The following is a 17,037-nucleotide window of genomic DNA, read 5'->3' as shown; positions in this document are numbered from 1 at the left end:
CGCTCCACGAATAGAACGTTCATTGATGTTACCAGCTTGCAAATCCACAAGACGCACATACCATTGTGGAAACTCCTGCGCCATTGAGCTGGCAAGACCATGAACTCCGGCATCCGCAGGATTAACCCGGTCGCTAGACCATACGGATTGTGTCTGACAGGTTAAGAATGACCATTCCAACGGACGATGACCATATCCCAATTGAATCATGGCTTTAATGATTCGAAACACATTTTTCACGCCCATATTCTGTGCCAATATCATATGATTCAGTGACGTTGGAGGGAGAGACATATGATTGGATAACCAAATGATATGATCAATCGTATCGACCTTTTTCAAGGCATTCATCAGACTGACGGGATCTACAGCAGTTTCCGCATCCATACGGATTGATTTTGCATGGATCTGATGAACCATCTCCCATTGCTCCGTTGTACCTCCAATGACCAGCCATCGTTTATATCCAGGATTGAATTCGGACTTTTCAGTCTTTTCGACTACTTCCCATATTGGGGTCAGCATAAGATTATGGTCCGATGGCTCCGATGGGGTTGCAAGAGGAGGTTCCTCCTGCTTAACTTTTGATTCACTTATCGTGTTGCCCTGAGATTGCTGCGGGATCCAGTATCTTTCTCTTGCAAATGGATAGGTCGGTAGGGCGATCCGTTGGGGTTTACCCTCAGCAACATATAATGTATTCCAGTCCAGGTTCAGACCCTGCACCCATAAATCCAGTAATTTCTCATGCTGGCCCTTCTGAATCCACCGGTTCACCATTTCTTCCATATCCTCATCCCGACTAAGGATGGAAAGCATCTCTTTACCCTTTTTCACATGACCGGTATAAAAAACCATTTGCGAAGCTTGTGTTTCCAGATTGTTTGCCTGTTCAACATACTCTTTTAGTTTCGCAATGAGTTCCTCTATGGACACCGCCAGCAAGCCCAGACGCTCTTCCATCGATTCACGTCCAACTTGCAAAGTATAGGACAGGTTCCTCATATCCGAATCCACATATATTCCGGTGTATAACGCTTCAAGTAAGTCTTTGGCCTTTGCCAAGAGTCGTTCCTGATTTCTTGCGGACAACACAACGATAACAGGAGATTTAGGGTGATCTTTGCCAACTGTTATCTGTTCCGAGTACATACCTGTCTGGGTATACTCTTCAATGATGATATGTGCATTGGCACCCCCAGCTCCAAATGAAGATACGCCTGCACGTCTTGGGATCTGCACTCCATCTATTTCCGGACGCTTCCATGGTCCGAGCAACTTCTGAACCACAAATGGACTCTGGGTAAAATCAATGTTTGGATTGGTCTCTTCCGCGTGCAAGGATGGCGCGAGTTCCCCATGCTGCAGCTGCAGCAACACTTTGGTTACCGCAGCAATGCCTGCTGCGCTCTCGCAGTGACCAATGTTGGATTTGGCTGAACCGATGGCACACTTGAAGTTGGATTGGACCGTCCGCTGAAATGCTTTTGTTAAACCGGCCACTTCAATAGGGTCCCCGAGCGAGGTTCCTGTTCCATGCGCTTCCACGTAACTGATCGTTCGCGGATCAATACCTGCTTCAAGCAGGGCGTCACCGATAACCTCAGCCTGTGCATTGGGATTTGGCACGGTGTATCCATTGGTTTTCCCCCCGTGATTCAGCGCCGATCCTTTGATCACACCGTAAATCCGGTCCCCATCCGCTATGGCTCTCGCCAACGGTTTCAACAGAACCGCGCCGACACCTTCACCCGGAACATAGCCGTCCCCACCTTGGCCAAAGCTCTCACACCGTCCTTTGCTGGACAGAAACTTCCCTTGAGACAAAAGAATATATTTGTTGGGATGAACCGACACATTCACACCGCCAGCTACAGCTACCTGGCACTCGTTCTGTCGCAGGCTTTGACAGGCCAAATGAATGGATGTTAATGACGACGAACACATTGTATCCACGGCCATGCTTGGTCCGCGAAAATTACAGAAATACGAAACCCGATTGGCAATGGAAGAAGGATTACCGTTGAATGCCATGGAATTCTGGGACCCATAGAGCTGATACTCCTCATACATCACACCTACATAGACGCCCACTTTCTCCGTGCTCAAGCTTTGTCTTGTGTATCCCGAATCTTCCAGTGTTTCATATACACACTGCAAAAAAAGTCGTTCTTGAGGGTCCATTGTTTCAGCTTCACGAGGAGATACCTTGAAAAACAACGGATCAAACTCATCCACACCATCCAAAAAACCACCCCAACGGCCATAAGTTTTGCCTAGAATTCCTGGCTCTGGGTTATACACCTGCCCGTGATCCCAACGTTCAGATGGAATCTCGGTAATACTGTCCATACCACTACGCAGGTTATGCCAGAATTCACCGATATTACGGGCACCAGGATATCTGCCCGCCATTCCGATAATGGCAATATCCTGATGCTGATTATTCTTGCCCTTTTGACCACCAGAAGGTGAGTCCATATGAATGGCAAGGTCCGGGTCCGTTTCTTTCAAAATAGGTTCGGCTTCGGGTTCGAATGGGGTTCCTGTCAGCAGCGTTCGTTTCGACATCACGGCGTGTGTTGGTGCGTGTGTTTGGGAGTCCGACACATTCTGTAAAATCGCTAGCACATTCTTCTGTGTCATTCCGGCTGGTTTCATCCCTCGTTGCTGAAGCAGCGTATCCAAACGAACCTGATGAATGTTCATAAAGTAATGACTTAGTTCCCTCAGGGTCTGATATTCAAAGAACAGCGTTTTGGACAGAGACCCCAATTCATTCTCCAATACGTCCGTCATCTTCATAATGAGCAGCGAATCGATACCATACTGCTCCAGCGGGACATCTGGCTCAATCCTTGATTCTAGCAAGCCAATCACGGGAGCCAATGTTTTAATTAACCAAAGGATGGTTTGATCCTCAAGATTGCCTTCAAGTCCAGTAACCTCTTCCGTATCCTCGATACTCACAGATATATCTGCTGTTGAACTCTTGGAAAGGTTTAATTGACCCACGAACTGCTCAGCGGTTGCGTGGAGGCTCATTTGTTCCAACAGTGTCTCTGCAGAAATATCCCATCCATGCCGAGTTAGCAGTCTGCGGGAAAGTTCACTCCATTGCACCGGGTCCAAACCATATTCGCTCCAGTCCATGTCCGGGTCCACGTCCTGCTCCCCTACGTTCAACAAAGCGGCCACTTCCAACGTGAGCACAGATACAGCTTCCTGTTGGGTCATGCCTCCCGCCAGAGGGGCTCCAAGCTTGATGGATAACGATTCCGGCGAAGGCGCTTGCCTATCTGCGTCTGCGTTTGCTGGCTCGATCGATTCAGTTAACCCCGAATCTACCGGCTCCAGCAGGCTTCTTCGCAGCACCGACAGCTTGCCTTCCGCCACCAATACCTGGCTGCCTCCACTCGCCCAGGCCTGATACAACGCCTTTACTCCCGACGCGGTTCCCAGCGGTCTCAGTCCATGCTGTTTCCACAGACGCTGCTTCCCCTCTTCCTCCAGCTGCATTCCGCCTTCTTCCCACAACGGCCAGTTGATGGATAAGGTTCGCCCTTGACACTCCCCGCGTTTCATCCGCGCATTTCGGCTCACCGCATACGCATCCATATACCCATTGGCGGCGGCATAATCACCCTGCCCTGCATTCCCCGTCACCGCTGCACCCGAGGAGAACAGAAGCAGCACATCCAGCGCTTCGGTCCCGATCGCTTCTTCCAGATTCCGTATGCCGACTACTTTCGGAGCCAGCACGGCCTGCCAATCGCTTTCCGTTTTGTACCGTATCAGACTGTCCCGGATCTCTCCGGCACAGTGCAGCACCCCGTTCACCTGGCCATACTGCTGACGGATACGCCCGAACAGTCCGTGGACCGCCTCTCGATCGGTGACGTCCACTGCTTCATAAAGCACCTGGGCAGGGAGCTGCGCCATCTCTCGCTGTACCGCCTCTGGCATCGCCGGGGATCGGCCAGTCAATATAAGCGTACTGCCTTCCGTTTGGGCTGAAATCTCCCGGGCCCAGATCCGTCCCAGGCCACCGGCTCCGCCTGTAATGACGTACACGCCTCCGTCTCTCCAAGGGGACAACCGTGGGACACTGGTCTTCCGCTTTGTCTTCATCTCTGTCTCTGCATTCCCATTCGTCATCTCATTCGTGTCCACGTTCTCATCTCTGTCCACGTCAACCGCCTGCCAGCCCGCTCGCTTCAGCTCACCCGCTTCCCAACGCAGATGGCTCTCCTCCGCATGGAGCGCACACTGGTGCAACTGCTCGGTCAATATGGCGGCCGATGTCTCTGGCCGGACTTCGACAAGCTGTGCCAGACAGCCCGGATGCTCCAGTCGCACCGTCCGCAGCAGCCCGCTCAGGCCGGCGAAGCGTCTTCCTTGTTCATCTCCCGCCACGACGACCTGCACAGCCATCCGGTGGCTTCGCTGCATCGCAAGCTGCTGCTGCACATGGTGTAGAATGGCCTGAACAGCCTGTCCGTATCGCGCCTCCAACGCCCCCGTTAACACCATCTGCTTCCAGGACACATCCGCAGCCGCGAAGTCTTGCGGGGCCCAATCACACAGCAGCACCGCGGGTTCAACCCCCACAGCTTCAGCCGGTAGGGAGCGCTTCGGCAGCTCCTGCCACTTGGGCTGCACCAGCAGCACACCTTCCCGGCTTTCGGGCACACGCGAGGTCACGCCCCGCAGTCGAATGCAAACCTGTCCCTCCGAATCGCACAGCTCCAGATCCAGTTTACGGACGCTAGCCTCCGCAGCGGAAGATGCCGCTGGCTCGGGGCGAACACGCACCACCGCCCACATGTGCGCCTGGCAAGGAGATATCACTTCCGCCTCCTCCAGCGCAAAAGGCAACGGAGCGGAAGCGGGCGGGTTCCCATGTCGTTCTGTTGTGCTCGCAAGGGCCGTGCTCTCCAAGCTTACTGCCCCCTCCTGAGTAGTGGATCTCAGCACTTCCGCGATCTGATCTCCGGCCAGCAGGGCGATGGATGCTTGCAAGGCCCCATCCACCATACCGGGATGCAGCACAGTGTCCGCTTGCCCTTCGAAGAGCGCTTGTGGCAGACGCAACTGCGCCAAGGCCTCGTTTGCCCCCCATTGCAATTCGGCAATGGTCTGATGGGACGGACCGTACTCCAGACCCAGTTTTCGGAATGCTTCATAACAAACTGCTCCACTGGCCTGTCCCTCTGTACACCGGCTGCGCACAGCCTGCAAATCCAAGGTTTGCACGGCTTCTACGAGAGGTCTTCCCACACTTACACGCCCTTGACTATACACCGCTTCTCCAGATTCAATTGCAGACTCATTTGCTGGCGCTGCCGAAACTCCATAGGACAGGCTTCCATCTGCCTCGGCCTCAAGCACGAGATGAACCTCCAGAGGCTCCTCTCCAACAACGAGCGGCCTGCTCCACATTACATGCCGCAGCAGCAGACTGTGTGTGAGCGGAGGCCAATTCGCTGCATGCGCCGCTGCTGCCCGGGCCATCTCCAGCTGAACAACAGCTGGAAGCAGCTTGTGCCCCTGTACAACATGATCGCTTAGGAAAGGCTCATTTCCATTGAACTGACTACTGTACCACTGGCCCCGCAGCAGATCCGAACGGTTGTGGTGCAGCATGGAGTGCAGAACTGTAACCTTTTTGCCGAAACCTGCAGTCCCGCTCTCCCTTTTTGCATGGACCATGGGGACCCAATAGCGTTCTCTTTGAAATGAATAGGTAGGGAGACTGATTCGAGTAGGCCTGCTGTCCTTCTGGTACATGCTGTTCCAATCAATGGTTATTCCTTTGGCCCATACTTCAGCGATTGAAGCCATCTTTCTTTTGTTCATCCATATTTCGATTGCTGTCCGAATGTCTTCATCTGATTGAAACAGTTCTGTGATCGCATCTTCATGAAGCCTGACTTCTCCCTCATAACCAGCCCGACTGTTCAAAGATCCAATCCGCTGGCCTTGGTCTTTGCTTTGCACATACTCTGTACATTTCCTTCTCAGCTCTTCAAGAGAACTGACAACAAAGGCAACCCTGTATCGCATATGCTCTCTGCCCACCTGCAGCGTGTATGCCAGATTGGATAGCTTGATTCCCCGTGTGGCGGCGGAATTTTGATATTCCTTACTGGTGGAGAGATAATTCATCATGTCGCGCACATGATCAAGCAGACTTGTTTGACTTTTGGCAGATAACGGAACAATGACTGGAAGCTCGGACTCCAAATCTGAACTGGAATTTACTGCTGTTGGTGCATATTCTTCAACAATCAAATGGGCGTTACTGCCGTTTGCTCCGAAGGAGCTAATACCCGCTCGCAAAGGATGGGTTTCTGGAGTGTTACGATCTGCCTTCATAGTTCTCCAGTCCTTTCCTTCCCTCTCCACATAAAAAGGAGTGTTCTGAAAAGGAATGTACGGATTCAGACGTTCCGCATGTAAGGAAGGAAAAATCCGATTGTGTTTCATCTGTAACAGTACCTTGGTTAACGCAGCCACACCCGCAGCCGCTTCCAAATGCCCGATATTGGACTTCAGTGAACCAATTGCACAACTCTGTTCCGGCAGTGACCAGTCCGCCAATGCTTTATTCAGTCCCTGTACCTCGATCGGATCTCCGAGGGACGTTCCTGTGCCGTGTGTCTCAAAATAACTGACCGTTCGAGGATCAACCCCTGAACGTTTGAATGCATGTTTAATAACTTCCGACTGTGCTGTTGAGTCTGGTACCGTTGGGCCTGATGTTTTTCCTCCATGATTGATTGCAGACCCTTTAATAACACCATAGATGGAATAACCTTGCTCTTCGGCATGACTCAGACTGGTCAGCAACACCGTTCCTGCTCCCTCACCCGGCACATATCCGTCTCCGCCCTCTCCGAAACTGCGGCATCGTCCATCGGATGATAATAGCTGTGCCTCTTTCAAAAACATGTATCGATGTGGATGCGTAATGACGTTGACTCCGCCAGCAAGAGCATACTCACATTCCTCATTTCGAATGCTTTCGCAGGCCAGATGAATGGCCGTTAGTGCGGAGGAACACATGGTATCTACCGCAAGAGAAGGACCATGGAAATTCATGCAATACGATACCATGTTTGCAACGGACGCTGCACTGACCCCCAAGGATGTAGGTACACCGCGATCTGTCAATTCCGATGCAAACAGCTCATAATGATTCCAGAATACGCCGGCAAATACACCTACACTCCGGGTACCTGTTGAAGCATCCTGGTGCTGACTGCGTTCAACGCGAAATCCCGCATCTTCACAGGCTTCCCATGCCGTCTCCAGAAAAAGTCTTGCCTGGGGGTCCATCATCTCCGCCTGACGGGGAGATAAATTAAAAAATAGTGGATCGAACTCATCAATCTTATCGATGAATCCCCCAAACTGATAATATGATTCCGGCGTATACGAAAACCGCCCCTGTTCCCAACGATCTCTGGGAAAACCTGTAATGCAATCCTTACCTGATAACAGATTGGCAGCAAATTCATCCACATTCCGAGCCATCGGATAGCGGCCAGCCACACCAATAATGGCTATATCTTCTGTATGCATTTCCGATGGTCTCTTTTCTTTTCGAGGAACCTCATGATTTAAAACTTTTGCTGCAGAAGGGCCCTCCACATGGATAGTAGTTTGTGCAAAACTTCGGATAAACGAAGGTTTACCATACATCACAACAGTCTGCGTTGATGCATTCATCATAAGCGAATCGAACAGTTGCATTCCTTCGTCTTGAGGCAGCGGGGCCAATCCCGTTTTGACTTCCAACTGCTGCTGGTAAACTGGATCGATCGACATGCCTCCATTCGCCCATAGAGGCCAATTAATTGAAAGGGTTCTGCCTGATCGCTGTCCTGCCACAACCTGTTGCTGACGCCGCTCTGCAAACCGATCCATAAAAGCGTTACCACAAGCATAATCTGCTTGTCCCATATTCCCGAGCACAGCCGATAGTGAAGAGAATAAAATAAAAAAGTCCAGTGGTTGATCACGAGTATATTCATCCAGGTACCAAGGTCCGCTCACTTTAGGGCCTAGCACTTCCGAAATATTCTCTTTTGTTTTCTGTAAAATGAATTGGTCCCGGGTAACTCCTGCACAATGTATGATTCCCCGAATAACTCCCAGACTGGTCCGAATCTGCTGGATGACATGACTCGTCTGCTCGCTATGCGTTAGATCTGCCTGAAAATAATGAACATCCGCTCCCAGACTCTTCAACTCCGATATCTTATCGGACTCTTTTTTGCCAAGAGAAGAACGCCCCACCAGCGCCAATGTAACCCTCCCTTGCTCAGACAAATGGCGACCTACCATCAAGCCTAATCCACCCAATCCACCAGTAATCAGATAAACACCATCTTTTGCAACATACTGGCTTTTCTGCAGCATCGGTATCGGCTTCTCACGGTATTTTTTCACCATCCGCACACGAGATTTTCCGGTGTAACACACTTCACTGACTCCCGAGGAATGTGTTACTCGCTCTTTATCCAACCAGTCCGCCCATTGGGTTCTTGTAACGTTATGAATATCATTCACCGTGATGATCTGTCCATGCAGATGAGGGTTCTCTGCATGAGCTGTTCTTAAAAGGGCTCCCATCGCGCCTGAAAAATCAGTGCCCGTTCCTGACGGACCAATTATTTGAATATGGGTCTCCGCTTTGGGAAACTGCTGCATGTAATTCTGAAGCCAGACTATACATTGCTCGCACATTTGTTCAAATGACTGTGGCATGGTACGTTCACTGGTTAGTGTGACAACCTCTGATTGCGGAAAACATTCCTTGATCATTTGATCATGTCCAATTGCTTGCTCGCAAAGAATAACAACGTGGCTCCGCACTGTGTTTGAGGTGTTACGCATATGCAGCGAGACCTCTTCCCAGAAGGGTTCGAGCATGACAGATGAGTAATCATCACTCTTTCCCCGATCATGATTGAGTTCTGAAGTTTTGATGCTTGCCTTGCTGGCCGAAGCTTTGCTCTCCGTGTACTGATTTTCAGTAAATGCCTCAGGCCAATGTTGGTGCAGGTATGCAGCAAGAGACTTAATATTGGAATATTCAAATAACAGCGTGGGGTAAAGCTGCTCCTTCACTTTGTTCTCCAGCGTCCTTGAAAGGTTGATAAGCTGCAAGGAATCCAGTCCCATCTGATAAAATCCCAGTTCTGTGTCCAAATTCGCTTCAGATGTTCCAAGCACTTTGCCTATCTCTACCTTTAAATAGTCCGCAACCTGCTTCGTGTTCCCTTCTGGAACACCTCTTCGCTGATTCGATAGTTCGGATGTATCATCTATGATGACAGGTGAATCTTGTATATTGACCTTTGTGGCCAGCTCTGGTACAGATGAATCCTCTGAACCTGAGCCTTCTACCCCATTTGGATTCTGATGTACTTCGGCCCATTTCTGTATCAAATGAGGATTACGAATACGTTTAGCGGTTAAACGCTCAAATTCAACCAAGGACTTGCCAGCAGAATCAACCACTCTAATATCTGTAGAAATCAGATCTGGTGATGAGACAGAATTATCGTTTATCAATGGTCGAGCGAGCGAGTACACACCAATGGTGTCAGGTAACGGACCATAAATACAGAAGCGTTCAATCATAAAAGGAATATAGGGAGTCTGATCATCAAACATCCCCTGTGCTTTTTCCTTTAAACGAAATGAGGAGCCCGCAAAAGTTGCCCCATCCAAAAAAGCTGCATGTGCATAAAATTCATTGGAGTAAACGGAAGCCTGCTCACTGAGATTCAGACACATAAGCTCCTGATTCTCATATTGGTAGACGACCCCTGAAGTTTGCATAAATGGCCCATGCTCGATGTTGACCTGCCTCGCCAATTGATAAACCTCATCCATGCTCCACTGATCTCGGGATTGAGTTTTCAGATCCTGAATATGGATCACGGGTGGATTAAACTCAGGATCAACAAGAAACATCGTACATTGCATATGTTGTTCTTCACTGCCCTGATCGATGGTACCATTCATCACTTTGTTGCTTGTAATGGTTACCCTCCATTGCAACTCTGAAGGTACAGGTGAGAACGTCACAGCAATCTCGCGATCAAATTGCTCTGATGTCACAATGGGCGTTGTAAACAAAATCTGCCGCAATTCGACAGAGTGTGTCTCCAAATATAAAGCCGACAAACGATAGATCATATCCAGTAGGGTGACCCCGGGTAACGTACAAATTCCGTGTACACGATGATCCTGAACGATGGCGTTGCTGTGGCTTAAACGTTGCACGTATGTTTCTTGATTGCGACCTATCAACGACAGTTCCCCCTTACTGCATTTTTTTCGGTGTGAAGAAAGACAGCATATGCTCAGGCTTACGATGGGTTTGTCCTGATGACGATCCGAACACCAAGTTTTTCTCCTCAACCTCATCCGGCCAAAACCGGGCTCTATTCCAGATAATGCGATTGAAACGAGGTTCCAGTGTTGCTTTATTTGGGTCTGGTACACCTTCATTGCTGACAAGGATATGAGCGTTATTTCCTCCGAGTCCAAACGCGCTGACACCCGCACGCAACACTTTATTGGTCCAAGGTGTAAGTTCTTGAACAAGGAATAACGGACTTTCTTCAAACCGAAATCTCGGATTCGGATGCGGACAATTTAAACTGGGCGGGATCTGACCATGTACCATACTCAGCAAAACCTTGATCATGCTAACTGCCCCTGCTGCACTCAACAGATGTCCCACATTGCTTTTGACACTTCCCACACCGCAAAGATCCCCCTTTTTCATACTGGTTCCCAGCACTTGGGTTAACGCTTTAAGCTCAATGGGATCTCCAATGACCGTGCCTGTTCCATGTGTTTCTACATAATTGATTGAAGCCGGATCAATATTTGCATCCTTGATGGCACGTTCGATTAACGACTGCTGAGCCTGGGGATTCGGTGTGGTGACGCCCATTGTATGACCATCATTGTTAATCGCAGAGCCATCAATCACTCCGTAGATTTTGTCACCGTCCGTTATGGCCTGTTCCAATCGTTTCATGACGATTACTCCACAGCCCTCCCCAACCCCAATTCCATTAGCGGAGGCATCAAAGGTTTTACATTGTCCATCTGGTGACAGCACCTTTGATGCAGTCAGGGAAAGATAAGGGGTCTCATCCAATAAAACTTCAACCCCACCGGCGATCACCAGATCTGCTTCCCCATTCTGCAAACTCCGGGCACCCAGATGGATGGCTGTTAGGGAACTGGAACAAGCAGTGTCCACGACCATGTTAGGACCTCTGAGGTTATATAAATGAGCTAAATGTGCCGTAATAAAATTTTGACCTGTGCCAATAATGGTTTGTTTGTTGTCCCGACGTATTTTGCTCATGAAATGACCTGTTCTTGCCCCTGCAAACACACCAACCTCAAGCGACTCAAGCTGACTCTTTCCATATCCTGCATCTGCAAGTGCTTCAGCGCTAACCTCAAGCCACTGCCTTTGCAAAGGGTCCAGATGAGTTGCCAGGGAATGATCCATTCCGAAAAAATCGGGATCAAACCATTCCAGCTCATCGAGAAAAGCCCCCCACTTGCTCATGCTTTTCCCGGCTTTGCCATCAGGATGGTAGTACGTTCTCCAATCCCACCGGGATGACGGAATTTCACGTATACTGTTTTTGCCTGTTTTTAGATTGTTCCAAAATTGTTCCGGGTTCACCGCATCCGGGAAATGACAGGCCATTCCAATGATGGCCACTCGGGATCGAGAACGATCTTTGGGCTGCTGGAGAATCTGTCGAGCCTCATGTCTGTTGATCTGTTCGGGAGATGTACGTGGACTTGTTGCGTATTTTTGCAGCAAAGCCCCTGTCAGTCCTGCAATCGTTGGATAGTCCAAAAAAAGACCAGGTTCCACCACAGGAATTTGAAGTTCGCGTTCCATCCGGCGTGCCAGCTGAGCAATCAAGATTGAATCCATCCCGAAATGTTCGAAGGATCGGTCCGGGTTCATTTTCTCGGGTTCAATACACAATTCCTCGGCGAATATGGAACTTAATTTCATCTGTAATATCTCGGATGTATCAGAAAAAGGAACACCACTTGTCATAGGTATTTCGGACATCGTTTCTGCTTTCACCACTCTGGAAATTCCCAATTTCCCCTCAGTGTCAATGAATTCGCTGCTCACGATTGCCGGAAGCATGACTGCACCTGGTTGGTTGATTAGTGCCCAGTCCAGCAGCTTCAATCCTTCTTCATCCGTGATGCTAAGCAGACCGGTTTCGTTATAAGCTTGACTTGGAAACTCACCCATCCCGGATTCCTTCCAGTTCGACCATTGGATACTGATAAGTGGGCTGGTATGGGCATTCGCTGCGGCATAATAATCCATGTAGGTGTTAGCCATAGCGTAATCGCTTTGTCCGACACCAAGTTTCGAAATGGCTCCAGCCACAGAAGAGAACAGGACAAAAAATTGCAAAGGATCGTGACGGAAGCATTCATAGAGTGCTACAGTGCCTAATATTTTGGGGGACAATACGTTCCGAATCGACTCCAGTGGTTTACGAATAAAGGCGGGATTTTCCATGTCGGCTATGCCAGCTGCGTGAATTACTCCTCCGGCTACGCCCATCGTTGAACGTATGTGTTTTGCAGCCTCCAGAAGTTTCTCTTTATCACCTATATCAAAAGACAGTACTTCAATCTGTACGCCCTGCTTCTCCAATTCCAGGACACTTCTAACTTTACTGCCGATCTCATCTTTGTCCTCGCATCGTGCCCTCCATTCATGTCGAGATGGAAATGGGGTCTGACCCATCAGAACAAGTTTACGGACCCCGTAGTGTCGGACGGCATGCTGCGCACAAAGCATGCCTAGACCCCGTGTCCCTCCAGTGACCCAAAGAACATGATTGGATGGAAAAGCGAGTCGGTTTTGATTCAACTGCTGTATATTGATGTTTTCGAGTGTATCAAGATAAGCACTGTACCGCTGTCCTTCACGATAACAGACTTCCTGTTCCTTACCCGTATGAGTTAACTCCTGAACGATTTGTGCTGCGACATCAAACTCACTGTCTGCCGGGTCCACATCGATATGCCGCGAAATAATATGTCTGTACTCACTTTGTAGTATCCTGTAGAGCCCAGCCCGTTCTGCTCCACCTAGATAAATCGATTTATTTTGGAAAGACTCCAGCCCCATAGTGACTCCAAGCAGCTTTAATTCTTTGTGACCACGGGTATCAATCATTTGTTGAAGCCTTGCTAACCAGTAGGTCAGTTTGTCCAGCATCATTTCTTCTGCTTCCATCTTTCGCCCACAGCCTGACAGATCTATAAAAGCATCACAATTCATCAAAACATCGAGCAAACGTCCAGAGTCCTGCTCCTCCTCACTCACAAGCACAACCTGGCTGCCCTGTATCATTTGTGAAAGTTTATTGGCAAGCCCAACGGTTTCCAGTGTAGATCCAACCACAACTTTTCCATGCCCAGGATCAGGATTTGTAACTGCCGAATGCTTCCATTGCTTCAAAAGAAGCTTTGCTATTCTCTCCTCTTTGTTGTCAGAAGCAACATTCAAAATCTCACTTTTTACATCTGTTTCAACGGACCTCGTCGCTATCCCAGACCTCACCCAATATTTTTCCCGTGCAAAAGGATACGTTGGCAGAGGTATTCTTTTATACTTTTCTGTCAAATAAAGCCGGTTATAATCCAATTCATACCCTTGTACATACAGTTCTGCAATAGTATGCAGGTTTTCAACATATCGCGAATCATCTAATGATTCCGCAGCGATTTTTTGGATACATTCATTGCCATAACGTCGAAGAACGGATTGCTCTTTGGAAGGCTGGCCTGATAAATCCGCCGCATAGATCTGTGATGAGCCACCGGTTTCAAGCCATTGTTCCAAAATGGAGGCCATTTCGTCAGAATGCTGAATTACACACGCCAACCGATGCTCCAGATGTCTTCTCCCCGTCATCAAAGTAAAGCTTGTGCTTGCGTAATCAAGCTGGGCTCCCACTTTCCTGTAATGCTGAGCAATTCGTCTCACTTGTTCCCTCAACTGTTCTGTCGATTGTGCAGACAACACCATTAGATAACCCGGTTTATGTATTGAAGGAGAAAACTCTCCGGGAGACTCCTCGATGGCAAGGTGAGCGTTAGTCCCACTAAAGCCAAATGAGCTTACAAGAGCAGCCCTTTTTCGTCCGGGAGGTGTATGCCATGGATTCAATTGAGTATTGACATAGAATGGACTTTTCGAAAAATCAATATTGGGATTTGCTTTGGAATAATGGATGGATGGCGGAATCTGTTGATGTTTCAAGGCCAATAACAATTTGATCACACCGGCTATGCCCGCTGCTGCAATCGAATGTCCCATATTCGACTTGATCGAACCTAGTGCAGCATATTGTGAACGGCTCGTATACTTCCGAAAACTTCGGTTCAGTGCTTCGAATTCAATGGGATCACCCAGTTTCGTTCCAGTACCATGCGCTTCAACCAATTGGATCTGATCCGGATTAACACCGAACTGGTCGTATAACTGGCGTTCCAGTCTTTCCTGCGAAGCTCTACTAGGGGCTGTGATACCATTGGTACTCCCATCCTGATTGATACAGCTGCCTTTGATGATCCCGTGTACATGATCGCCATCTTGGATGGCATCCTCCAGCCGTTTGAGCAACACGGCCCCAACACCCTCACCCGGTACAAAACCGTCTGCACGTTCATCAAAGCTATGACACCTTCCAGCAGGGGACAACATGCCCGCCCGACTAGCAGAATTATAAAAATCAGGCGTGGATTGCACAAACACTCCACCTGCCAGAGCAAGCTCCACTTCCCCTGACCATAGAGCTTGACAAGCCAGATGAATGGCAACCAACGAACTAGAACATGCGGTATCCACTGCGATTGCTGGCCCCTGTAAATTCAGAAAATAGGATACCCGGGCAGGTACGATGGATGCAGCATTACCCCAAAAAGCTTGTGCAGGTGCCTGTTCACCGATCAACTTCTCATAGTCTCCTCCGCAATATCCGGTGTAGACTCCGCATTTGCGGCCATGAATCAGTTCCCCTGCATATCCAGCGTGTTCAAGGGTTTTCCACGATTCCTCCAGAAACAATCGCTGCTGCGGGTCCATATGCATTGCTTCAACATTGGAAATTTTGAAAAACAAGGGGTCAAAACAGTCGCTATCTTCCAAAAAAGCTCCATGATTATTTTCCGTTTTCTCTACGGATGATCCTGTCTGTTCCGAAGTCCACCGCGCCCCACGCTGAATCAAGTCATGACCTGCGGCCAAATGCTCCCATAATTCATCCACATTATCCGATTGCGGGAATCTACCGCTGTAGCCAATGATCGCAATATCCTTGTGTCTGTTGTTGGAACCGGGGGATGTTATATCGCCATCGGAATGACTCTCCATGGCATCATCCAACGTGAACTCTCGCTCTTCACTAATCCGTTCAGTTCGTTGAACGTCGGGCTTCTCGGCACTGCAACCTCCATGAAACTCCATTTGTTGTTCTGGCTCCAGCGGTTTCTCCTGATACATAGGGGCAATATACTGTGCAAGCTGGTTGACACAAGGAAAATCAAAAATATCAGTGGTGAACAGCTCCGTTCCCAATCGTTCATTAATCGAATGAATTAATCGAACACCCGTTATGGAGTCAACCCCATAATCGGAAAAAGCCTCCTCATGGTCGATAAGCTGTGCCTCCACTTTCAAAGATTCGCATAGTGTCCGAACAAGCACTTCCTTTATGTACTTCAGTTTTTCTTCGGATGAACGTGAACTCTCCAATTCAGGTAACCGGATTTCTGACGGTTTTCCCTGCATATTCTGCGAATTACGGCTCGTTTGACTTTGGACCTGATGTTTTACCGTTTGCTCATGTTTCAAGGTTTGCTGACGTACCACGCCATTGCTTGTCCCCATTATCACTTGCTGGCCCTTGAATTCGTCAGTGTGAGCCAGTAACTGAACTTCCCCGAACCCCTCGGATAACAATACGTTTTTCCAAGTTTCCTGTTCAAGCAAAGGTCCTCCGGAAATACGCAGAGCAGGGTCCACATAGCTCCACCACCCATCCAATAACCCAAACGTAAGGTGATTCATAAGCGTATTTTCGGTAATTTCATTAATCAAAAAGACACCCTTACAACGGAGCAATGCCTTAACATTCCTTAAGGCAAGGCGAATATTAGGAGCAGCATGCATGACATTTGTTGCTATCGCTATATCATAGGTCCCCGCTTGCAAAGATTGGGTGGACACCGGTTTGGACAAATCAAACGTTCCGTATGTAAGGTACGGATAACGCGGGCCATATACCTTTTGGGCATGACTTAAAAAAGCCTGGGAAGTATCCGTATAACAGTATTCCAGAATATGGGGATAAAAATCATTCAGACGGTTAAAAACCGCCTGGCTCGTGCCTCCTGTTCCAGCTCCGATCTCCACAATGCGAATATGTGCACTCGGCTCCCGCACAAGTAGCTGTTTTATAATAGCTGCAACCCGATCTGCCAAAACGGCATTGAAATAATCGGCAGCAGGATTGTTCATGTAAATGTTCTCCACCAGATGCATGGAACTATTCGGAAAAATAATGTCGGTTGCGGACTTCTGACCAGTCAAAATGTCCGGCAGTGCTCGGAGCGTGGCATCCAGCAGTGGAATGTAGGAAGACACATTTGGATCGGATAGCCACAGCAATTTTTTCCTATCCCATTCCTTCCATGCATGAGCCAGGTCCGTATCGTTGGTCTGAATCAAGGGATTTACAGCGTCAGTAGAGGTGCAATAACCGTATTTTCGCAAATAAAGAAAACTCTCCCGCCACCATCTTTCGTAACGCTCGATCAATGAATCAGGTATTTCTGCTACAGCTGCATCTTCACCCCGGAAATTGCTCAAAAGTCCTGCAGCATGCAGTCTGCCCCATAATAATTGACCCAACAACTCTTTCAGTTCTGTCATTA

At 48.8% G+C, this 17,037-nt stretch carries 1 protein-coding gene and 2 pseudogenes; all 3 read right to left on the bottom strand.

Translation table 11 applies throughout. The features are described 5' to 3' along the window. Window positions 1-540 precede the first annotated feature (540 nt). Window positions 541-2,904, bottom strand: a pseudogene (locus tag MHB43_RS13870) (beta-ketoacyl synthase N-terminal-like domain-containing protein); the annotation flags it as partial. Window positions 2,905-3,033: 129 nt separating this feature from the next. Further along, window positions 3,034-10,446, bottom strand: a pseudogene (locus MHB43_RS13865) (SDR family NAD(P)-dependent oxidoreductase); the annotation flags it as partial. Continuing rightward, entirely contained in the window at window positions 10,343-17,035 is a 6,693-nt protein-coding gene (locus MHB43_RS13860) for a beta-ketoacyl synthase N-terminal-like domain-containing protein (RefSeq protein WP_405132143.1), read from the bottom strand. The gene MHB43_RS13860 and the pseudogene MHB43_RS13865, both read right to left, overlap by 104 nt. Between the last annotated feature and the right edge of the window lie 2 nt (window positions 17,036-17,037).

Origin of the sequence: Paenibacillus sp. FSL H8-0317 (genome assembly GCF_045040685.1) — a bacterium.
Lineage (GTDB): Bacteria > Bacillota > Bacilli > Paenibacillales > Paenibacillaceae > Paenibacillus.
The sequence above is the reverse complement of the archived record's forward strand: the minus strand, read 5'-3'. Positions and strand labels throughout refer to the sequence as shown.